18 protein-coding genes are annotated in these 19,235 nt (G+C 74.4%); 9 read left to right on the top strand and 9 right to left on the bottom strand.

Annotated features, from left to right (window positions below):
* Nucleotides 1–13 precede the first annotated feature (13 nt).
* Nucleotides 14–406 carry an SCO5389 family protein gene (locus BM242_RS24010; protein WP_093841009.1) on the top strand — a complete coding sequence of 131 codons (393 nt, stop codon included), beginning with the start codon at nt 14–16 and terminating at the stop codon, nt 404–406.
* Here the strand turns inward: BM242_RS24010 and BM242_RS24005 are convergent.
* The gene (locus BM242_RS24005; protein WP_093841008.1) at nt 375–1,541 is read right to left on the bottom strand and encodes an LLM class flavin-dependent oxidoreductase; all 1,167 of its coding nucleotides are present in this window, start codon (nt 1,539–1,541) and stop codon (nt 375–377) included. The genes BM242_RS24010 and BM242_RS24005 overlap by 32 nt on opposite strands.
* Before the next feature lie 289 nt (nt 1,542–1,830).
* On the opposite strand from BM242_RS24005, the gene BM242_RS24000 reads away from it, so the two are divergent.
* On the top strand, nt 1,831–2,163 hold the full coding sequence (locus BM242_RS24000; RefSeq protein ID WP_093841007.1) for an ATP/GTP-binding protein: 333 nt from the start codon (nt 1,831–1,833) through the stop codon (nt 2,161–2,163).
* A 35-nt stretch (nt 2,164–2,198) separates the two neighbouring features.
* On the opposite strand, the gene BM242_RS23995 is transcribed toward BM242_RS24000, so the two are convergent.
* From BM242_RS23995 to mce, 6 genes are all read right to left on the bottom strand, one after another.
* Nucleotides 2,199–3,200, bottom strand: a complete 1,002-nt coding sequence (locus BM242_RS23995) for an ABC transporter permease subunit (RefSeq protein WP_175541554.1) — start codon at nt 3,198–3,200, stop codon at nt 2,199–2,201.
* Nucleotides 3,201–3,213: 13 nt separating this feature from the next.
* Complete coding sequence (locus tag BM242_RS23985) at nt 3,214–4,353, bottom strand: ABC transporter ATP-binding protein (RefSeq protein WP_093841005.1); 1,140 nt, start codon at nt 4,351–4,353, stop codon at nt 3,214–3,216.
* 154 nt (nt 4,354–4,507) lie between these two features.
* Complete coding sequence (locus BM242_RS23980; protein ID WP_093841004.1) at nt 4,508–4,810, bottom strand: DUF6191 domain-containing protein; 303 nt, start codon at nt 4,808–4,810, stop codon at nt 4,508–4,510.
* A 99-nt stretch (nt 4,811–4,909) separates the two neighbouring features.
* A complete protein-coding gene (locus tag BM242_RS23975) occupies nt 4,910–5,857 on the bottom strand; it encodes a coiled-coil domain-containing protein (RefSeq protein ID WP_093841003.1) in 948 nt (315 codons plus the stop codon).
* Nucleotides 5,858–6,220: 363 nt separating this feature from the next.
* Nucleotides 6,221–9,550: a hypothetical protein gene (locus BM242_RS23970; protein ID WP_175541553.1), complete on the bottom strand. Its 3,330-nt coding sequence runs from the start codon at nt 9,548–9,550 to the stop codon at nt 6,221–6,223.
* A gap of 223 nt (nt 9,551–9,773) precedes the next feature.
* Nucleotides 9,774–10,226: a methylmalonyl-CoA epimerase gene (mce, locus tag BM242_RS23965; RefSeq protein ID WP_093841002.1), complete on the bottom strand. Its 453-nt coding sequence runs from the start codon at nt 10,224–10,226 to the stop codon at nt 9,774–9,776.
* 135 nt (nt 10,227–10,361) lie between these two features.
* Between mce and BM242_RS23960 the strand changes: the two genes are divergently transcribed.
* The 3 genes from BM242_RS23960 (at nt 10,362) to BM242_RS23950 (ending at nt 13,367) form a co-directional block, all read left to right on the top strand.
* Nucleotides 10,362–11,549 carry an acetyl-CoA C-acetyltransferase gene (locus BM242_RS23960; protein ID WP_093841001.1) on the top strand — a complete coding sequence of 396 codons (1,188 nt, stop codon included), beginning with the start codon at nt 10,362–10,364 and terminating at the stop codon, nt 11,547–11,549.
* 142 nt (nt 11,550–11,691) lie between these two features.
* Complete coding sequence (gene meaB, locus BM242_RS23955; protein WP_093841000.1) at nt 11,692–12,672, top strand: methylmalonyl Co-A mutase-associated GTPase MeaB; 981 nt, start codon at nt 11,692–11,694, stop codon at nt 12,670–12,672.
* Nucleotides 12,673–12,785: 113 nt separating this feature from the next.
* Nucleotides 12,786–13,367: a hypothetical protein gene (locus BM242_RS23950; protein WP_139238426.1), complete on the top strand. Its 582-nt coding sequence runs from the start codon at nt 12,786–12,788 to the stop codon at nt 13,365–13,367.
* A 33-nt stretch (nt 13,368–13,400) separates the two neighbouring features.
* On the opposite strand, the gene BM242_RS23945 is transcribed toward BM242_RS23950, so the two are convergent.
* Nucleotides 13,401–13,952, bottom strand: a complete 552-nt coding sequence (locus BM242_RS23945; protein WP_093840998.1) for a PepSY domain-containing protein — start codon at nt 13,950–13,952, stop codon at nt 13,401–13,403.
* Nucleotides 13,953–14,076: 124 nt separating this feature from the next.
* Between BM242_RS23945 and BM242_RS23940 the strand changes: the two genes are divergently transcribed.
* Nucleotides 14,077–14,736 (top strand): response regulator transcription factor, encoded by a 660-nt coding sequence (locus tag BM242_RS23940; protein WP_093840997.1) that lies wholly within the window; start codon nt 14,077–14,079, stop codon nt 14,734–14,736.
* On the top strand, nt 14,733–16,367 hold the full coding sequence (locus tag BM242_RS23935; protein WP_093840996.1) for a sensor histidine kinase: 1,635 nt from the start codon (nt 14,733–14,735) through the stop codon (nt 16,365–16,367). Before BM242_RS23940 ends, BM242_RS23935 begins: the two co-directional genes overlap by 4 nt.
* Here BM242_RS23935 and BM242_RS23930 read toward each other — a convergent pair.
* Nucleotides 16,282–16,758 (bottom strand): MarR family winged helix-turn-helix transcriptional regulator, encoded by a 477-nt coding sequence (locus BM242_RS23930; RefSeq protein WP_093840995.1) that lies wholly within the window; start codon nt 16,756–16,758, stop codon nt 16,282–16,284. The two genes, BM242_RS23935 and BM242_RS23930, sit on opposite strands and share 86 nt — an antisense overlap.
* Nucleotides 16,759–16,914: 156 nt before the next feature.
* On the opposite strand from BM242_RS23930, the gene BM242_RS23925 reads away from it, so the two are divergent.
* Nucleotides 16,915–17,280, top strand: coding sequence for a DUF3817 domain-containing protein (locus BM242_RS23925; RefSeq protein WP_093840994.1), 366 nt, complete (start codon nt 16,915–16,917; stop codon nt 17,278–17,280).
* Between the two features lie 127 nt (nt 17,281–17,407).
* On the top strand, nt 17,408–19,231 hold the full coding sequence (locus BM242_RS23920) for a glycosyltransferase family 2 protein (RefSeq protein WP_093840993.1): 1,824 nt from the start codon (nt 17,408–17,410) through the stop codon (nt 19,229–19,231).
* Nucleotides 19,232–19,235 lie beyond the last annotated feature (4 nt).

The following is a 19,235-nucleotide window of genomic DNA, read 5'->3' as shown; positions in this document are numbered from 1 at the left end:
AGAGGAGAACTCCATGTCGCTCGACGTCTCACCGGCCCTCCTGGAGCAGGCCGAGCGAGGTGAAGTCGATGACACGGCTTTTGTCGATTGTGTCCGAACCTCCCTGCCCTTCGCCTGGGACATGATCAGCTCCCTGGTGGCCCAGTTGAAGGTGGACGGCGGAGATTTCGCCGACAACACGGTCCCGCCCCCGGACGAGCAGGCCCGTGGCCAGTTGCTGCGTGCCATGGCCAGTGATGCCATCCGGGGCGCGCTGGAGCGGCACTTCGGGGTCCGCCTGGCGTTCCAGAATTGCCACCGCGTCGCTGTTTTCCCGCCGGATGCCTCGGTCGATGCCACCTTGGCCCGTTTCCGGTCGGTGCGCAGCCAGCTTCTCAACCAGTCACCGGAGCTGCGTGACTGCTGAGCACGGCAGCCGCCGCTTGTGTCCTACGTTCTACTGAGGGTCCCGGGGCGGACATCCCCGGGACCTTCGCGCTGCCGCCGCCCGCTTCGCCCGCCCGGCCGCCGGCGAGCAGCGGCATGACCTCCAGCCCCAGGCGGCGGACATTGTCCTCGGTGACCTCCCGGTGGCCGGAGCCCTCGGCCAGCAGGGCGAAGCGCCGGATGCCGGTGCGCTCGGCCGTGGCGGCCAGCCGGTCCGCGCACAGCCGCGGCGGCCCCACCGGATGCAGCTCGCAGAGCTGTTCGGTGTAGGCGAGCGGATCGCGCATGGTGCGCGCCCGGCCGTCCACCGTGCGGTGCGCGCCCAGGCCGAGCCGCAGCCAGCCGGGCAGCGACCGGCGCAGCGTCTCCACCGCCTCGCTCTGGCTGTCGGCGATCTGCACCACCCCGGCCGACACATGGCCGATGGTCTCCACGCGGTCCGGGGAGACCCCGGCCTCCAGCGCCGCCGTCCGCCACAGCGCGACCATCTCCGCCTTCTCCCGGTCGCCGACGTGCATGCCCAGCAGCATGGGCAGACCGCGCCGGGCGGCGTGCCGGACCGTGGCGGGGGAGGTGCAGGCGACGATGACCGGGGGCGGTGCGCCGCACTCCGCGGCGCGCGGCACCACGGCCACCGGGCGGAAGCGGTACCGCTCGCCCTCGGCGCCCACCTCGGGCTCGCGCAGCCAGCGCAGCAGCAGGTCCAGCGATTCGGGGAAGTGCTTCTCCAGGGCGTCCAGCCCGCCGCCGAAGACCTCCAGGTCGATCCAGGGGCCGCCGCGGCCCACGCCCAGGGTGAAGCGTCCGCGCGAGGCGAGATGCAGCAGGGCGGCCTGCTCGCCGAGGGCCACCGGATGGGTGTTGGGCAGCACGCTGATGGCGGTGCCGACGCCGATCCGGCGGGTGCGGCCGAGCAGATAGCCGGCCAGCGTCACCCCCGAGGGGCAGGTCCCGTACGGCACGAAGTGGTGCTCGGCCAGCCATACCGCGTCCAGGCCCGCCTCCTCCGTGGCCAGGGCGGCGGCGACGGCCCGCTCCAGCGCCTCCTCGTGTCCCTGATCCGGGAACTGTCCGGCGAGTATGAAGGTCCCGACCCGGAACGCCTCAGCGTGCATGGCCCCTTTGCCTCTCTCCGCCGCCCGCCGCCACCTTGCGCCGGGCGTTTCACTGGCATTAACGGATGACACGTGCCAAAGGCACGCGCCTGAAGCAAAGTTTTTCCGATGATCGGGTCATTCCGCACCGCTTTGCGGTTTTCCGCTCCCGCGGATGGGTGCGTAGGCTTGGATCGACCGTTTTCTCCCGCAGGTCCTTCCGCCCGGCCCGCCACGGCCGCGGGACGGCCCGGGAAACCGCCGTTGCCCGCCCGGCCCGCCCGGCCGCACGACCGAACCGAGGTGTCAGGTGTCCCCCCGGCGCAATCAACCGCGTGGCCGAGGCAAGCAGTGGCGGCGGCAGGAGACGGAGGACCGGCCGGCCGGCCGCTTCGGCCTGGAGGAGACCGAGTTCTGGCGGGGCGAGGACTGGGTGGTCCGCCGGGTCGGCGGCGGCGCGGCGGTCAAGCACTACCGCTGCCCGGGCTGCGACCAGGAGATCCCGCCCGGGGTGCCGCATGTGGTGGCCTGGCAGCAGCAGGGCGCGGTGGACGACCGCCGGCACTGGCACCAGGCGTGCTGGAACGCGCGGGACCGCAGGAGCGCCAAGCCCCTGCGGTCCCGTAACGCGCCGCGGTTCTGAGCGGCCCGGCCGCCTGCCGGCGGGCCCTTCGGGCGTCAGGCGTCGGAGAGACCGAGGCGGGCGTAGGCGCCGGCCAGGGCGACGGCGGCGAGTGCGCCGGCCACCCCCACCTGCGCCCAGCCGGAGGACAGTTCGGTGTCGGTGTAGCCGAAGGACAGCGCCGCCAGGGTGGCGGGCGCGGAATACTCGGCGAGCTTCTCGGCGAAGTCCCGCAGGCTCTCGGCGATGCCCAGCAGCGAGGCGGCGATCGGCGGCACCAGGATCAGCCCCACCATCAGGGTGATGGAACCGGCCGAGCTGCGCAGCAGCACCCCGAGCCCCAGCCCGAACAGGCCCAGCACGGTGACATACAGGGCGGTGCCCAGGACACCGGACAGCCAGGCGTCGCCCGGCATCTCGTCGATTCCCTGGCCCTCGCCCTGGATGGCCAGGCTGAGCAGCAGGGACAGCCCCAGGGCGACGGCCACCGAGGTGAACGCGATCAGCCCGAAGACGATCACCTTGGCGGTGAGGATGCGCCCGCGCCGCGGACTGGCGGTCAGGGTGGGGCGGATCATGCCGGTGGTGTACTCCGTGGAGGCCACCAGCACCCCGAAGGTGAGGATGGCGATCTGGCCGAACAGGATGCCCAGGAAGCCGGGGAAGAGCGGCGGCATGGAGTCGTCGTCGGCGCTGCTCACCGCGGCGTTGATGATCAGCGACAGGCCGATCACCACCAGGAACATGATCACCAGGGTCCAGATGGTGGAGCGCACGGTGCGGATCTTGGTCCACTCCGAGGCCAGCGCGTGACCGAGATGGGTGCGCTGCACCGGGATCGGCGAGGCATAGGACGGGGCCGCGGCGTAGCCCGGCGCGGACTGCGGCGGTTGTGGCTGCGGTTGCGGCTGTGCCTGCGGCGGCGGCCCGGCGGGCTGGGGCACCGCGGCGGCCGGGGCGGCCGGGGCGGCGGCCGGGGCCGGCGGGCCCTGCGGCGGCTGGGCGGGCGGGGGCGCGGCTTCCGGTGTCTGCGGCGGATGCGGCGGCGGGGTGGTCATCGCGGGGCTCCTGCTACTGGGCGGGCTGCTGGGGCTGGGACTGGGGCGGGACCGGCGGCGCCTGGCCGTAGCCGGGCGGCGGCGCATAGGGGGCCCCGGGCGGCGCGCCCATGCCGGGCTGGGGCTGGGCATAGGGGCCGCCCCAGCCGCCGGGGTGCCCCGGATGGCCCGGATGGCCCGGATGCCCCGGCGGCAGGCCGTGCGGCGGTGCCGCCGCCAGGCCCGTCCGCGGGTCCTGGACGGAACGGAAGTCGACCGCGCCCTGGGTCATCCGCATATACGCCTCCTCCAGCGAGGCGTGGTGCGGCGACAGTTCCCACAGCCGGATGTCCGCCTCGTGCGCCAGATCGCTGATCCGCGGCAGCTCCAGGCCGGTGATCTTGAGCGCGCCGTCCGGCTCCGGCTGCACCTGGCCGCCCGCGGCGGCCAGCGCCGAGGCCAGCTTCTCCCGCCGCTCCGCGTCGTCCCCCGCCACCCGCACCCGCGCGAAGCCGGTGGAGTTCTGCGCGATGAAGTCCTGCACCGGCATGTCCGCCATCAACTGGCCGCGGCCGATGACGATCAGATGGTCGGCGGTGAGCGCCATCTCGCTCATCAGATGGCTGGAGACGAAGACCGTGCGCCCCTCGGAAGCGAGCCTCTTCATCAGGTTCCGCACCCAGAGGATGCCCTCCGGGTCCAGGCCGTTGACCGGTTCGTCGAACAGCAGCACCTGCGGATCGCCGAGCAGCGCCGCGGCGATGCCCAGCCGCTGCCCCATGCCCAGCGAGAAGCTCTTGCTGCGCTTGCGGGCGACCTCCTGGAGGCCCACCACGCCCAGCACCTCGTCCACCCGGCGCGCGGGTATGCCGGAGAGCTGGGCCAGGCACATCAGATGCGCCCGGGCGCTGCGCCCGCCGTGCCGGGCGCCGGCGTCCAGCAGCGCGCCCACCAGGCGCGGTGCGTTGGGGAGGCTCCGGTACGGGTGGCCGTTGACGGTGACGCTGCCCGCGGACGGCTGGTCCAGCCCCAGGATCATCCGCATGGTGGTGGACTTCCCGGCGCCGTTCGGGCCCAGGAAGCCGGTCACCTTCCCCGGCTGCACCCGGAAGTGCAAGTTGTACACGGCCGTCTTCGAGCCGTAGCTCTTGGTCAGGCCGATTGCCTCGATCATCTCAGCCCCTGCGGTCGGTCGCGGGGACGCCTGCGGCTGATGTGCCCGTCCCCCGTCGTCCCCAGACCCTAGCCGCTCCCCCGGCCGGTCTCCCAGCCGGTGCCTGGCCTTGTGACCAGGCCGCAGCAATGCCCGTCCGCCCGGGCAGCCGGTCTCAGCCGTCGCCGGACAGCCGGATCAGGGCGGTGCCGGCGGCCAGGTCCACCCGGGAGCGCGGCGGGGCTCCGTCCCCCTCCTCGTCCCGCAGCAGGGCGACGGTCTCCCGCTGCCGCAGCTCGTGCTCCTTGCCGGGCAGCAGACTGGCGTGCAGGGATTCGAAGCCGGTGGCGGAGACCCGGCCGTCCCGCCAGGGCAGCAGGCCCCGGCGGCCGGCCCGCAGCAGCATCTGGTCGGCGAACGCGACCGCGGTGAGCGCGATCACCAGGCCCGGCAGGGTCATGAAGACGAGAAACTCCATGCCCCGAGTCTGCGGTACGACAGCCGGAACGCCCCCGGCCCAAAAGGGGCCGGGGGCGTGGAGCGGACGCGCGGTGCGGCGCTGCCGCCGGGCGGTCCTTCAGCGGGACTGCTGGACGGGCACCGACTTGGTCAGGCTGTTGTCGTCGTCGTCCGCGTCGCCCAGCGCGGCAGCCGCGACCTGGGCACCGGTGAGGGTGGCCAGCATCTCGCGGACGTTGGTGAGCTGGGCGTTGATGGAGTCGCGGCGGTTGGTGAGGGCCGCCAGCTCGCGCTCGGACTCGCTGCGGATCCGCTCGGCCTTGGCGTTGGCGTCCGCCACGATGTCCTCGGCCTGGCGCTGCGCGGTCTCCACCGTCTGGCGGGCCCGGCGCTCGGCGTCGGTGCGCAGCTTCTCGGCCTCCAGACGGAGCTGCTCGGCGCGGTGCTCGATCTCGGCGAGGCGCTTCTCGGCCTTGGCCTGACGGGCCGCCAGGTCGCGCTCGGACTGCTCGCGGCGCTTGGCCAGGTTGGTCTCGAAGTCGGCGGCGGCCTGGGCGGCCTTGGCGCGGGTCTCCTCGAAGAGGGCGTCGGCCTCCTCGCGCTTGGAGAGCGCGTCCTTCTCGGCGTCGGCGCGGAGCTGGGCCGCTTCGCCCTTGGCCTTGTCGACGATCCGGGCGCCGTCGTCCTCGGCCTTGGCCTTGCGGTCGGCGGCGTAGTTCTCGGCGTCGTCCCGGACCTGCTGGGCCTGGCCCTCGGCCAGTTCCCGCATCTGCTCGGCGGCCCGGCGGGCCTCCTCGCGCAGATCCTTGGCCTCCTCCTCGGCGAGGCGGAGGATCTTCTCGACGCGGGCGCCGAGTCCGGCGTACGAGGGCTCGGCGTCGGCGACCTGGGCCTGGGCGGTCTGCGTTTCGAGATGCAGCTCCTCGATCCGCTTCTCCAGCGCCGCGATGCGCGTCTCCGCGCTTTCTCGGTCGGCGATCAGCCTCGCGATGCGCTCGTCCACCTGACTCTTGTCATAGCCACGCCGCACGAGGTCGAAGCCGAAGGGGGAGGAAGTGTCGCTCATGGGGTTCCTGTCGTCTCAGACGGGTGAGTAGACGGGGGTGGTGTCAGAGTGCGTCCGGCCGGAACACACTCGGATTGCCCTCGGGGGGAATCCTATGGGGCTACCCGGCGTGTCTTCGAGCAGATCCACGTTCTGTGTGGAGAATGTACGCTCCCGTGCGCTCAAACGAGCGGCTTGACGTTCCGCTCGGCCGAGCCCGCCGGGGACGGCCACCGCATGCGGACCAGCCGTTCGGGCTGCCATCATGCGCGCTCCCGCCTCAGGAGTACAGCCCCGGCGGGCCGTCACGGGCCGATACCGGGCGGTCGCGCGGGAGTTGTGCCGGAATCGTTGCCTTAACGGTGCGCGGCGCCGCGCCACGGGTCAGCCGCCCGGCTTGCCGGCGCCCGCGCCGACCGCCTTTCCGTCCGGCCCGCCCTTGCCGCCGCGCGGCGCCGAGAACGACTCCAGCGCCTCCAGCACGTCCTGCACCCGGGAGATCTCCGCGTTGATGTCCGCCCGGCGGCGGGAGAGATGGTCCAGCTCCCGCTTGCTCTCCTCCACCTTGCGGCGGATCTCCTGGTCGGTGTCCTCGCGCAGCTTGCGGGTGTCGTGGTCGGCCTCGGCCCGGATCCGCTCGGCCTCGCGCAGCGCCTGCACCCGCTTGGCCTCCGCCTCCTTGAGCAGCCCCTCGGCCTTGCGCACCGCCGCGACCCGCACCTTGCTCGCCTCGGCGGTGGCCTCCGCGACCCGCTTCTCGGCCTCGGCCCTGGCCTCCTCGCGCTGCTCCTCGGCCGCCCGGACCAGCCGGTCCACGCGCTCCCCGGCCGCCTTGGCCAGCTCGGCCGCCTCCCGCCGGGCGCGCTCGTGCAGCGCCTGCACCTCGGCGTCCACCCGGGAGCGCACCTCGGCGGCGCGTTCCCGGATGGCGATGGCGTCCCGCCGCGCCTCCTCCAGGGTGTTGTCGGCGTCCGCGCGGGACGCCTCCACGATCTGCCGGCCCTCGGCCTGCGCGTCGGCCAGCACCCGGGCGGCCTCCCGCCGGGCCGCGCCCACCATGCCGTCGGACCGCTCCTCGGCCGCCGCGGTGGTGCGCGTCGCCTCCTCCTGCGCCTTGGCCAGCAGCTCGTCGGCCTGGGCGGCGGCCTCGCCGCGCCGCCGGGACGCCTCCTGGCGGGCGGACTCCCGGATGGCCTGGGCCTCGGCCTGCGCCCGGTCCAGCTCCTCCTGGGCGGCGGCGCGCATCCGCTCGGACTCCCGCAGCGCGTCGGTCATGGTGCGCTCGGCCAGCGCCGCCGCGGCCTCCTTCTCCTCGGAGGCGTGGCGGCGCATCCGGGCGACGGCCAGATCGGTGTCCGCGCGCAGCGCGGCGATCTCCCGTTCCGCGTCCTCCCGCAGCCCGGCCACCGAGTTGTGGATCTCCTGGGCGCGGCGCTCGGCCGCCGAGAGCAGTTCCTCGGCCCGCCGCTCGGAGTCCTCCACGGTGGCCCGGGCCGCGGTGAGCAGTTCCTCGCTCTGCTCGTGCGCCCGGGAGCGTTCGAGATGGGCGGCCTCGCGGGCGTCGTTGAGCAGGGTGTCGGCCTCCCGGCGCAGCCGGGCGGCCTCCTCCTGGGCGGCGGCCAGGGCGTCCGCCGCCTCGGCCGCGGTGCGTTCCGCGGCGGCGGCGGCGTCGGCCCGGATGCGGTCGGCCGCGCCACGGGCCTCGGTGCGCACCCGCTCGGACTCGGCGGCGGCCTCGCCGCGCAGCCGGACGGCGGCCTCGTCGCCCTCCGCCCGGGTGCGGGCGGCGTCGGAGGCGGCCTGCTCGCGGACCCGGGAGGCCTCCTCCTCGGCGGCCTCCAGCATGGCCCGGATGCGGTCGGTGGCCTCGGCGCGCAGCCGCTCGGCGTCCCCGGTGGCCTCGGTGCGCAGCCGCTCGGCCTCGGCCCGGGCGGCGGACAGCGCCTCCTCGGCGGTGGTGACCCGCTGCTCGGCCTCGGTGCGCAGCCGCTCCAGCTCGGCGGCGGCGGCCTCCCGCTCGGCGCGCGCCGCCTCCCGGGCCTCCTCGCGCAGCCGCTGGGCCTCCCGCTCGCCGTCGGCGGTCATCCGGTCGGCCCGCTGGGCGGCCTCGGCGACCGTCTCCTCGGCCTCGGTGCGGGCCTTGCGCAGCGCCTCCTCGGCCTGGGCGCGCAGCCCGGTCGCCCGCTCGATGGCCTCGGTGCGGACCTTCTCGCCTTCGGCCACCGCGGCGGTGCGGGTCTCCTCGGCGTCCGCCTTGGCCTTGGCCAGCAGCTCCTCGGCGCTGGCCGCGGCCTCCTCGATCTGCTGGACGGCCTCGCGGCGCGCCTCGCTGCGGATCCGCTCGCCCTCGGCCTGGGCCTCGGCGCGGGACTGCTCGGCCTCGCCGCGCAGCCGCCGGGCCTCCTCCTGCAACTGGGCGGTCTTGGCCCGGTACTCCTTGGTGTCGTCCTGGGCGGCGCCCTTGAGCTGCTCGGCGGTGTCGTGTGCCTCCGCGATCAGCCGTTCGGCCTCTTCGGTGGCCTCGGTGCGCAGCCGCTCGGCCTCCTCGGCCGCGGCCCGGGTGGTGGTCCGGGCCTTGGCCACCGCCTTGTTGATCACTTCCTCGGCGGTGCGGGCCGCCTCGGCCAGCTGGTTGGCGGACTCCTCGGCGGAGCGGTTGCGGGCCTCCTCGGCGGCCTTGGCCAGCACCTGCTCGGCCTCGCTCCGGGCGTCCGCCAGCGCCTGCTCGGCCTCGCTGCGCGCCTGCTCGGCCTCCTTGGTGGCCTCGGCCACCATGCGGGCGATCTCCGACTTGGCGGTGGCCGACCGCTGCTGGTACTCGGCCTCGCCGGCGGCCCGGCGGCGCTCTGCCTCCTCGCCGGCCTCGGTGGTCAGCCGCTCGGCCTCGGCCCGGGCGCCGGTCAGCAGCTCCTCGGCCTCGGCGCGCCGCTCCTCGGCCTCGCGCTGGGCGGTCGCGGCCTCCCGGCGGGCGGCCTCGGCCTCGGCGCCGACCGTGGCGCGCAGCCGCTCGGCGTGCTCGGTGGCCTCCTGGGCCTGCCCCGCGGCGCTGGACAGCAGCCGCTCGGCCTCGGCGCGGGCCCGGCGCAGCAGCTCCTCGGTCTCGGTGCGGGCGGCCTGCGCCTCGGCGGCCAGCCGCTGCCGGGTCTCCTCGGCCGCCCGCTGCGCCTCGGCACGGGCCTGGCGCAGGGTCTGCTCGGCCTCGGTGCGGGTCTCCTCCAGCAGGCGGCGGGCCTGGGCCTCGGTGCGGGCGCGCAACTGCTCGGCCCAGGCGACGTTCTCGTTGACGTGCTGCTCGACCGTGGCCCGGCGCTGGGCGAGTTCCTGGTCGAGCTGCTGGCGCCGGCCGACCGCCTCGGCGTGCAGCTCGGCCTCCATCCGGCCGCGGCGCTCGGCGTACTCCTGGAGGAGATGCTGGGTCTGGGCGCGGGCCTGGCGGAGCTCCCGCTCGGCGTCGCCCCGCATCTGGTCGGCCTGGTGCTGGGCGGCGCGCAGCAATTGCTCGACGTGGCTGGTGGCGTCCCCGTAGGCAGGCCGCAGGGAGAGCGCGCGCCGCGCCTGGTGCAGCTTGGAACGCAGAACCTCGATCTGGTAACCGAGGTCATCGGCGTGGTCGACGGCCTTGTCCCGCTCCTTCTGCAGCCGCTTCATCTCGGCTTCGAGCTGGGTCAGGGCGTCGTCAGCCTCGGTGCGCTCGCTGCGGTCGACTTCCCGCACCTTGCGGTCCCATCCGTCCCCTGGTTGTTCCGGTGATGATCCGATGAGCCCCGGCGGGCTCCCGGCGGAACCCCCGGTCCGGCACCGGGGAGCCCCGTCGGGCATGGTCGGTCGGGTGCGTCGTCAGCACGCACCTCCCGCTTATCGGATCATCGGCCAAGCGCGGGACGCAGAGAAGCCCCGTGCCCCGGCCGTGCCACTCTACCGGCCGGGGCAGCCCGCGTCAGTGGCCTTGGCCCTCACCCGTCCCGTCCGCGGGGGCGGAGGTGACGAGTTCGGTGAGGACACCGTGGCAGTCCTTGGGGTGGAGAAAGGTGATGCGCGAGCCCATGGAGCCGATCCGCGGCTCGTCGTAGAGCACCCGGATCCCCTTGCCGCGGATCTGTTCGGCCTCGCCGTCCACGTCGGCGGTGCCGAAGGCGATGTGGTGCACCCCCTCGCCGTTTCTGGCCAGCCATTTGGCCACGGTGGAGTCCTCCCTGGTGGGCTCCAGCAGCTGGAGGTAGGAGGCGCCGCCGTCGTCGGTCCCGTTGATGCGGAGCATGGCCTCGCGGATGCCCTGCTCCTCATTGGTCTCGGTGTGGAACACCTCGAAGCCGTAGGTGGCACGGTAGAACTCGACGGTGGCGTCGAGATCGAAGCAGGCGATTCCGATGTGATCGATTCGCGTCAGCATGAGACCAGTGCAGCGCCACAGTCGGTGATGGCGCAACGTGCCCACTGTCACAGTTCTGCGCGGATGACCGCCTGCCGACCGGTCAGTACCCTCGGGTGAACCCTCGTTCACTCCTTAGTCCCAAGGAGCCGCACCATGACTACCTCAGTGATCGTCTCGGGCGCGCGGACCCCGATGGGCCGGCTGCTCGGCTCGCTGAAGCCCTTCTCCGGCGCAGATCTCGGCGGATTCGCCATCAAGGCCGCCCTGGAGCGGGCCGGCCTGACCGGTGAGCAGGTGCAGTACGTGATCATGGGGCAGGTGCTCCAGGCCGGGGCGGGGCAGATCCCGGCGCGGCAGGCCGCGGTCAAGGCCGGCATCCCGATGAACGTGCCCGCGCTCACCGTCAACAAGGTGTGCCTCTCCGGGCTGGACGCCATCGCCCTGGCCGACCAGCTCATCCGGGCCGGCGAGTTCGACATCGTGGTGGCCGGCGGCCAGGAGTCCATGACCAACGCCCCGCACCTGCTGCCCAAGTCCCGGGAGGGATTCAAGTACGGCGCGGTGCAGATGCTCGACGCCATGGCCCACGACGGGCTGACCGACGCCTTCGAGAACATCGCCATGGGCGAGTCCACCGACCGGCACAACCAGCGGCTGTCGATCAGCCGGGAGGAGCAGGACGCCATCGGCGCGCTCTCCCACCAGCGGGCCGCCGCCGCCCGGAAGAACGGCCTGTTCGACGCCGAGATCGTGCCGGTGCAGATCCCGCAGCGCAAGGGCGACCCGGTCGTCTTCGCGCACGACGAGGGCATCCGCGGCGAGACCACCGTGGAGACCCTGGCCAGGCTGCGCCCGGCGTTCGGCAAGGACGGCACCATCACGGCCGGCACCGCCTCCCAGATCTCCGACGGCGCGGCGGCGGTCGTGGTGATGTCCCGGGCGAAGGCCGAGGAACTCGGGCTGGAGTGGCTGGCCGAGATCGGCGCCCACGGCAATGTGGCCGGCCCGGACAACTCCCTCCAGTCGCAGCCGTCGAACGCCGTCCGGCACGCGCTGGGCAAGGCCGGGCTGACCGTGGACGACCTGGACCTGCTGGAGATCAACGAGGCGTTCGCGGCGGTGGCCGTGCAGTCCATGAAGGACCTCGGCGTGTCCCACGAAAAGGTGAATGTGAACGGAGGTGCGATTGCGCTGGGTCACCCGATCGGCATGTCCGGCGCCCGCCTGGTGCTGCATCTGGCGCTGGAGCTGAAGCGGCGGGGCGGCGGCACCGGCGCGGCGGCGCTGTGCGGCGGCGGCGGCCAGGGCGACGCCCTGATCATCCGCGTCCCGCGGGCCTGACGGCCCGGCCCGGGCCCCGCCCCCGGCCCGGGCCGTGGCCCCAGCATGCCGCGAGCCGGTGGCGGCAGGCTGACGGGCGGCGCGGGGCAGCACACTGGAAGGTGAGGCCGGGTGAGGCCGGGCGAGTGAGGAGAGCGGCAGGATGGCGACGGTGGACGTCCCGGATCTGGTGACCAGGGCCCGGCAGGGGCAGCCCCGGGCGGTGGCCCGCCTGATCTCCCTCGTCGAGGGGGCGTCCCCGCAGCTCAGGGCGGTGATGGCGGCGCTGGCCCCGCACACCGGCCACGCCTATGTCGTCGGCCTGACCGGCTCGCCCGGTGTGGGCAAGTCCACCTCCACCTCCGCCCTGGTCAGCGCCTACCGGCGGGCCGGGAAGCGGGTCGGGGTGCTGGCCGTGGACCCGTCCTCGCCGTTCTCCGGCGGCGCGCTGCTGGGCGACCGGGTGCGGATGAGCGAGCACGCCTCCGATCCGGGCGTCTACATCCGCTCCATGGCCACCCGCGGCCACCTCGGCGGCCTGTCCTGGGCCGCCCCCCAGGCGCTGCGCGTGCTGGACGGGGCGGGCTGCGACGTGATCCTGGTGGAGACCGTCGGCGTCGGCCAGTCCGAGGTGGAGATCGCCTCGCTGGCCGACACCTCGGTGGTGCTGCTGGCCCCCGGCATGGGGGACGGCATCCAGGCAGCCAAGGCCGGGATTCTGGAGATCGGCGACGTCTTCGTCGTCAACAAGGCCGACCGGGAGGGCGCCGACGCCACCGTCCGGGAGCTGAACCACATGCTGGGGCTCGGCGAGGCCCGCGCCGCGGGCGACTGGCGGCCCTCGGTGGTCAAGACCGTGGCGGCGCGCGGCGAGGGGGTGGACGAGGTGGTCGAGGCGCTGGAGAAGCACCGCGCCTGGATGGAGGAGCGCGGCGTGCTCACCGAGCGGCGGCTGCGCCGGGCCGCCCACGAGGTGGAGTCCATCGCCGTGACCGCGCTGCGCGAGCGGATCGGCGACGTGCACGGCGACCGCCGGCTGACCGTGCTCGCCGAGCAGGTCATCGCCGGTGACCTCGACCCCTACACCGCCGCCGACCGGCTGCTCGCCGCCCTCACCGGGCCGGCCGCCGTCGCCCCGGAGTGAGCGGCGGCGGGAGCGCGAGCGGGCCGGGAGCCTGCGGTGGTGTCGTCATACAACGCCGCCGGCCGGGTGACACCGCCTGGAGACCGGGCCCCGCGGACGGGCACACTCACCCGGTGCACAAGCGACTCCTCCGCCCCACAGCACCGGTCTGCGTCCTGGCCGGACTCACCCTTCTCCTTGCCGTGGCGCTGGCCGGCTGCGGCCGGTCGTCGTCCGAGGCGGCCGACGGACCGGCCGCGGCCAACATCGCCGGAAACGGCGAGGGACGGGCCGGGGATGCGGGACCTGACCGGCACGGCGAGTCCCGGGAGCGGGAGCCCGGCCAGGCTCCGGCTCCCGGGAAGGACCGGTCCTCGTCATCCTCGTCGTCTTCTTCTTCGTCCTCGGCGTCCTCGTCGTCCTCGCATCCGTCCTCCTCGCCGTCTCCGGCTGCCGGGCCGGAGCGGGACGAAGCGGACCCGGCGGCGGAATCCGCCGGCCGCCCGGCCCCGGACGGGACCGGACGGGCCGACGGCGAGGGAACGGCGGGGGCCGGGCAGGAGGCGGACGATCCCGGCGCCGCCGGCCCGCCGCGGGACGAGCCGGCCGCCGACCCGCCCGGTGCATCCGGGAGCGACCCGGGTTCCGTATGCGATGTGGCCCGGGACAGGGTGGACGACGCGGTGGCCGCCTGGTGCGCGGCCGTCCTCGGTTAGCCGGGCGCCCGCGCCGGGGGCGGCCGGACGCTCTCAGCCGTCGTCCTCGTCCTCGTCCTCTCCCGCGTCGTCTGCGTCGTCTGCGTCGTCTGCGTCGTCCCGGTCGTTGCGGTCGTCCCGATCGTCCCTGACGTTCCGGTCGTCGGCTCCGGAGACGTTGTCGTCGTCGGAGGCGGTGGTCCGGTGGGTCAGGACGGTGCTGCCGTCGAGCGAGATCTCCAGTTCGTGGTGGGCGCCGTCGTCGCCCCGGATCTCGACCTCCCAGCGGCCGTCGCCGTCGTCGCTGTCGTCGTCGTCCTCGCGTGCGATCTCCAGCACCGTGCCGGGCGCCGTGGCCAGGGCGGTGCGGGCGGCCTCCTCGAAGCCCGTGGCCGCGCCCGCGCCCTTGCCGGGGCCGGGCTCGGGGTCGGGCCCGGCCGGGGACGGCTCGGGTTCGGGGGTGGCGGAGGTGTCGTCACCGCTCAGGGCGACCTCCGCGGCCCGGGAGCCGCCGTCCCCGTCCGCGGTGAGCGCGGCCCCGGCCACGGTCGCGCCGCCGATCACCACGGTGGCCGCCAGCGCCGCTGTCAGCGTGTTCCGGTTCATGTCTTTTCCGTCTTCCTTCCGCTCCTCGGTGGCGAGGGTCGGTCACCACCGTGGCCGGTGCCTGCTGAAGGCCCGCTGAAGCCGCCTGAAGATCTCTTCAGGCGGAAGGTGTCAGGCTTGGGCCATGCGGGTGCTGATTGTGGAGGACGAACGGCGGCTGGCCCGGTCGCTGGCCGCCGGACTGACCGCCGAGGGCTTTGCCGTGGACGTGGTGCACAACGGCACCGACGGGCTGCACCGGGCCACCGAGGGCGCTTACGACCTGGTGATTCTGGACATCATGCTGCCCGGCCTGAACGGTTACCGGGTGTGCGCGGCCCTGCGCGCCGCCGGGAACGACATCCCGGTGCTGATGCTCACCGCCAAGGACGGCGAGTACGACGAGGCCGAGGGCCTGGACACCGGCGCCGACGACTATCTGACCAAGCCGTTCTCCTATGTGGTGCTGCTGGCCCGGGTGCGGGCGCTGCTGCGGCGCCGTGCCCTCTCCGGTGCCTCGCCCCGGCTCCGCGTCGGCGACCTGGAGATCGAGCGCACCTCCCGCCGGGTCAGCCGGGCCGGCCGGGAGGTGTCCCTGACCGCCAAGGAGTACGCCGTACTGGAACAGCTCGCCACCCGTGCCGGGGAGATCGTCTCCAAGGCGGAGATCCTGGAACACTCCTGGGACTTCGCCTACGACGGCGACCCCAACATCGTCGAGGTCTATGTGAGCGTGCTGCGCCGCAAGCTGGGACCGGGGCTGATCCATACGGTGCGCGGCGCGGGCTACCGGCTGGCGCCATGAAGACCCGCACCGCGCTGGGGGCCACGGCCGTGGTCGCCCTCGCCCTGCTGGCGGCCGGGCTGCTGCTGCTGGCCGCGCTGCGCGGCAGTCTGGGCGATCAGGTGGAGCTCCAGGCCGAGAACGCCGCCCGCAGCACCGCCGCGCAGCTTGCCACGGGCACGCCGTTCGACGGGCTGGAACTGGCGGCCGGGCGGCCGGTGCAGGTGGTGGACGCCGAGGGCAGGGTGCGGGCGGTCAGCGACGGCCTGGAGGCGATCCGCGGTACGGAGACGGACGAGGTCATACCGGTCCCGCCGGAGCAGGAACGGGCATCGGGCGGGACGGCCGGGCAGACCGGCGACGGCGGGGACGACGATGACGGCGACGACGGGGACGACGATGACGGCTACGGCGGCGACGACGGCGACGACGGCGACGACGGCGGGGACGACGCGGGGCCGGGCACCGGGAGCGTCGGCGACCGGGTGCGGATGGTGGACGGCGCGGCGCGGCTGGCCGGCACCCCCGGCGACTACCGGTTCGCCGTCCTGGCGGCGACGACCCCGGCCGGCACCCGGGTCACCGTCTACGCCGGCGCCCCCCGCGACATCGAGCGCGCCGCGGTCGACAGCGTGCGCGACTCCCTGCTCACCGGCTTCCCGGTGCTGCTGGCCGTGGTCGCGGCGGTCACCTGGCTGGTGACCTGGCGCGCGCTGCGCCCGGTGGAGGGCATCCGCCGCGAGATGGCCGCCATCACCCGGTCCCGGGACCTCAGCCGCCGGGTGCCCGAGCCCGGCGCCCGGGACGAGATCGGCCGGCTGGCCCGCACCACCAACGAGACCCTGGCCGCGCTGGAGGAATCGGTGGCCCGGCAGCGCCGCTTCGTGGCCGACGCCTCGCACGAACTGCGCAGCCCGATCGCCTCCCTGCGCACCCAGCTCGAAGTGGGCCGGGCCCACCCGGAGCTGCTGGACCTGCCGGGCGCGGTCCGGGACACCGTACGGCTCCAGGATCTGGCCGCCGATCTGCTGCTGCTGGCCCGCCTGGACGCGGGGGAGCGCCCGCCGCCGGACGGCAGGGCCGATCTGGCGGCCCTGCTGCGGCGGCAGACCGCCCGCCGGGCCGGTGCCCGGCCCGGCGGCGGTTCCGGCCCGGCGGTGACCGTGGACCGGCTGGACGCGGTCACCGTCCCGGGCTCGGCCGGGCAGCTCGACCGGGTGCTGGGCAATCTGCTGGACAACGCGGAGCGGCATGCGGCGCACCGGGTCCGGGTCTCGCTGCGCCGCGAGACCGGTCACCCGGCCGCGGAGGAGGCAGCCGGTGCGGGGGCGGCGGTCGCGGTGGTGGAGGTGGCCGACGACGGGGCCGGGGTGCCGGAGCCGGACCGGGAGCGGATCTTCGAGCGTTTCGTCCGGCTGGACGAGGCCCGCGGGCGGGACGAGGGCGGCGCCGGGCTCGGCCTGGCCATCGCCCGCGACGTGGCCCGGCGGCACGGCGGCACGCTGACCGTCGCCACCGCCCCGGAGGGCGGGGCGCTCTTCGTGCTGCGGCTCCCGGCCGGCCCGCTCAGGGCCGGCCGCGCTGGGCGTGCAGGTGCTCACCCACCGGGGCCAGCGCCTGCCGGATCGCCTCCAGCGCCTCCGGCGGAATGAGATCGATGAAGTGCCGCCGCACCGACTCCACATGGTGCGGGGCCACCCGGCGCATGGTGTCCCAGCCGTGATCGGTGAGCACCGCGTACAGCCCGCGCTTGTCCGAGGCGCAGTTCTCCCGCCGCACCAGCCCGGCCCGTTCCATCCGGGTGATCTGGTGCGACAGCCGGCTCTTGGACTGCAGGGTGGCCGCGGCGAGATCGCTCATCCGCATCCGGTGCTCCGCGGACTCCGAGAGATTCACCAGGATCTCGTAGTCGTGAATCGTGAGGCCGAACGGCTGCAGATCATGCTCGAGCTGGTACATCAGCAGCCGGCTGACGTCCAGATGGGTGCGCCACGCCCGCTGCTCCCCTTCGGTGAGCCAGCGGGTGCCCGTCTCGGTGTCCATGGTGCCGACTCTAGCGAGGCCGCGGGCCGCGCATCCCGCCGATCACGGTCCCGTGACCGGCACCCCGTGGTCCGGGGACGGAAAACCCGGTGTCACAATGGCCGGACCAAGCTTGTGCACGCTTTCACAAGATCCCCCCTCTGGAGTGATGACCCCATGGACCTGAAGACCGCCTCCGCCGTGCGGCGGCTCCGGCTCGTCTCCGCCCCCGAGGCGGTCTCCTTCCTGGTGCTGCTGGCCGGCTCGGTGCTGCGCCGCACCACCGACATCGATCCGGTGCCGGTGCTGGGCGCCGTGCACGGCGTGCTGTTCGTCCTCTACGCCGTGCTCTGGCTGGATGCCTGGAACCGCGCCCGCTGGCCGCTGGCCACCGCCGCCTGGTACTTCCTGATGGCCGTGCTGCCCGCCGGCGGGTTCTTCGCCGAGCGCCGGCTGCGCCGCGAGGAGAGGGCCGCGGTGGCCGCCGCGGCCCCCGGCACCGCCGCCGCCCGGGAGGCGGCGGACGAGCGCGTCGGCGGCTGACCCCGCGGAGCGCCCGGACCGCCGCCGGTAGCCCGAGCGGGCCACCGGGTTCGACATCCTCCGCCGTCTGGTTTCTGGTGATTGGTGTACCGATATCGCCTTTGCCGGATGGCGGAGGGAGGGACCAGTGGGCCGAGAGGGCTACGACTACGAGGCCTACAGTCAACTGGCCGGGCCACCGGCCGACCCGGAACCCGGCTACCGGGTCCGCTACCGCAGCCTGCTCGCCCGGGAGCCGCGCCGCGTCCGCGCCGTGCTGCTGATGACCCTGGCGCCGCTGCTCTCCACGGTCCTGCTGCTCTGGCTGGTCTGGCCCGGCCACTGGACCGAGCGGCACAACGCGCCGTTCCATCTCCCGGCCGCGGACGCCGTGGTGCTCGGCTGCGTGGCGCTGATCGAGATCTTCCGGCTGGTCAACGTGGTCTCCATCGCGCACGCCACGCTGATGGCCCGGGACCCGATACCCGTGACCCCGGAGCCGGGCACCCGGGTGGCCTTTCTCACCACCTATGTCCCCGGCAAGGAGCCGTTCGCCATGCTCCGGGCCACCCTGGAGGGCGCGGTCCGGGTACGTCACCAGGGACCGCTCGACGTCTGGCTGCTGGACGAGGGCGACGACCCCGGCGCCCGCGAACTGTGCGCCCGGCTGGGCGTGCGGCACTTCACCCGCAAGGGCAACCCGTACTGGAACCGGCCGCAGGGCCGCTACCGCGCCCGTACCAAACACGGCAACTACAACGCCTGGCTGGCCGCACACGGCGACGCCTACGACTTCATGGCCGCGGTCGACACCGACCATGTGCCGCTGCCCGGCTACCTGGAGCGGATGCTGGGCTACTTCCGCGACCCGGACGTCGCCTTCGTGGTCGGCCCCCAGGTGTACGGCAACTACGACGGCCCGGTCACCAAGGCCGCGGAGAGCCAGCAGTTCCTCTTCCACGCCCTGATCCAGCGGGCCGGCAACGCCTACGGCGGCCCGATGTTCGTGGGCACCAACAACGCGGTGCGGATCACCGCGCTGAAAAGCGTGGGCGGCCTGTACGACTCGATCACCGAGGACATGGCCACCGGCTTCGAACTGCATCGCACCCGCAACTGGCGCACCGGAAACCGCTGGCGCTCGGTCTACACCCCGGACGTGCTCGCCGTCGGCGAGGGCCCCAGCACCTGGACCGACTTCTTCAACCAGCAACTGCGCTGGTCCCGCGGCACCTACGAGACCATCCTGCGCCAGTACGGCCGCGGCGGACTGCGGCACAGCCCGGGCCGGCTGCTCAACTACACCCTGATGCTGGCCTTCTACCCGATGGCGGGGATCACCTGGTGCGTGGGCGCGCTGGGCTGCGTGCTGTACCTGGTGCTGGGCGCCTCCGGCAGCCAGGCCTCGGCCGCGGTCTGGCTGATGCTCTACAGCGACGCCGCCGCCGCGCAGGTCGGGCTCTATCTCTGGAACCGGCGCCACAACGTCAGCCCGCACGAGCCGGAGGGCTCCTCCGGCCTGGCCGGCATGGTGATGTCCGCGCTGTCCGCCCCCGTCTACGCCCGCTCCCTGCTGGACGCGGTGCGCCGCCGCCCCAGCCGCTTCGTCGTCACCCCCAAGGGCGGCGAGGCCAGCCGGGACCGGCCGGCCGCCTTCCGGCTCCACCTCGCCTGGGGCGGGACGCTGGCCGGAGCCCTGGCGATCTCGCTGCTGCTGGACCACAGCCATGTGGCGATGCGCACCTGGGCGGTGCTGGCGCTGGCCGTCTGCCTGGCCCCGATCACCGTCTGGGCGGCCGGCACCGCCGTCCGCGTCGTCACCGGCGCGCTGCGCGGCGCCCGCGCCGCGGTGGACGGCGGCCGGGCGGCGCGCGCCCGCGCCGCGGCGGCGTCCCTGGCCGCCGCCGAGCCCCCCGCCCCCGATACCGAGCAGGACGCCGCCGCGCTGGCGGCCCCGACCACCGGGAGGTGACCGA

This window comes from Streptomyces aidingensis (assembly GCF_900112355.1).
GTDB lineage: Bacteria > Actinomycetota > Actinomycetes > Streptomycetales > Streptomycetaceae > Streptomyces > Streptomyces aidingensis.
This window is presented reverse-complemented; position numbering and strand designations above follow the sequence as displayed.

What these genes read in the sequence shown, in the direction of transcription:
- BM242_RS24005 (WP_093841008.1), bottom strand. Translation starts at nt 1,541, where the DNA reads ATGCACGCTGAGGCGTTCCGGGTCGGGACCTTCATACTCGCCGGACAG.
- BM242_RS23985 (WP_093841005.1), bottom strand. Translation starts at nt 4,353, where the DNA reads ATGATCGAGGCAATCGGCCTGACCAAGAGCTACGGCTCGAAGACGGCC.
- meaB (WP_093841000.1), top strand. Translation starts at nt 11,692, where the DNA reads ATGGCGACGGTGGACGTCCCGGATCTGGTGACCAGGGCCCGGCAGGGG.
- BM242_RS23930 (WP_093840995.1), bottom strand. Translation starts at nt 16,758, where the DNA reads ATGGACACCGAGACGGGCACCCGCTGGCTCACCGAAGGGGAGCAGCGG.
- BM242_RS23995 (WP_175541554.1), bottom strand. Translation starts at nt 3,200, where the DNA reads ATGACCACCCCGCCGCCGCATCCGCCGCAGACACCGGAAGCCGCGCCC.
- mce (WP_093841002.1), bottom strand. Translation starts at nt 10,226, where the DNA reads ATGCTGACGCGAATCGATCACATCGGAATCGCCTGCTTCGATCTCGAC.
- BM242_RS24010 (WP_093841009.1), top strand. Translation starts at nt 14, where the DNA reads ATGTCGCTCGACGTCTCACCGGCCCTCCTGGAGCAGGCCGAGCGAGGT.
- BM242_RS23940 (WP_093840997.1), top strand. Translation starts at nt 14,077, where the DNA reads ATGCGGGTGCTGATTGTGGAGGACGAACGGCGGCTGGCCCGGTCGCTG.
- BM242_RS23925 (WP_093840994.1), top strand. Translation starts at nt 16,915, where the DNA reads ATGGACCTGAAGACCGCCTCCGCCGTGCGGCGGCTCCGGCTCGTCTCC.
- BM242_RS23960 (WP_093841001.1), top strand. Translation starts at nt 10,362, where the DNA reads ATGACTACCTCAGTGATCGTCTCGGGCGCGCGGACCCCGATGGGCCGG.
- BM242_RS23975 (WP_093841003.1), bottom strand. Translation starts at nt 5,857, where the DNA reads ATGAGCGACACTTCCTCCCCCTTCGGCTTCGACCTCGTGCGGCGTGGC.
- BM242_RS23980 (WP_093841004.1), bottom strand. Translation starts at nt 4,810, where the DNA reads ATGGAGTTTCTCGTCTTCATGACCCTGCCGGGCCTGGTGATCGCGCTC.
- BM242_RS23945 (WP_093840998.1), bottom strand. Translation starts at nt 13,952, where the DNA reads ATGAACCGGAACACGCTGACAGCGGCGCTGGCGGCCACCGTGGTGATC.
- BM242_RS23935 (WP_093840996.1), top strand. Translation starts at nt 14,733, where the DNA reads ATGAAGACCCGCACCGCGCTGGGGGCCACGGCCGTGGTCGCCCTCGCC.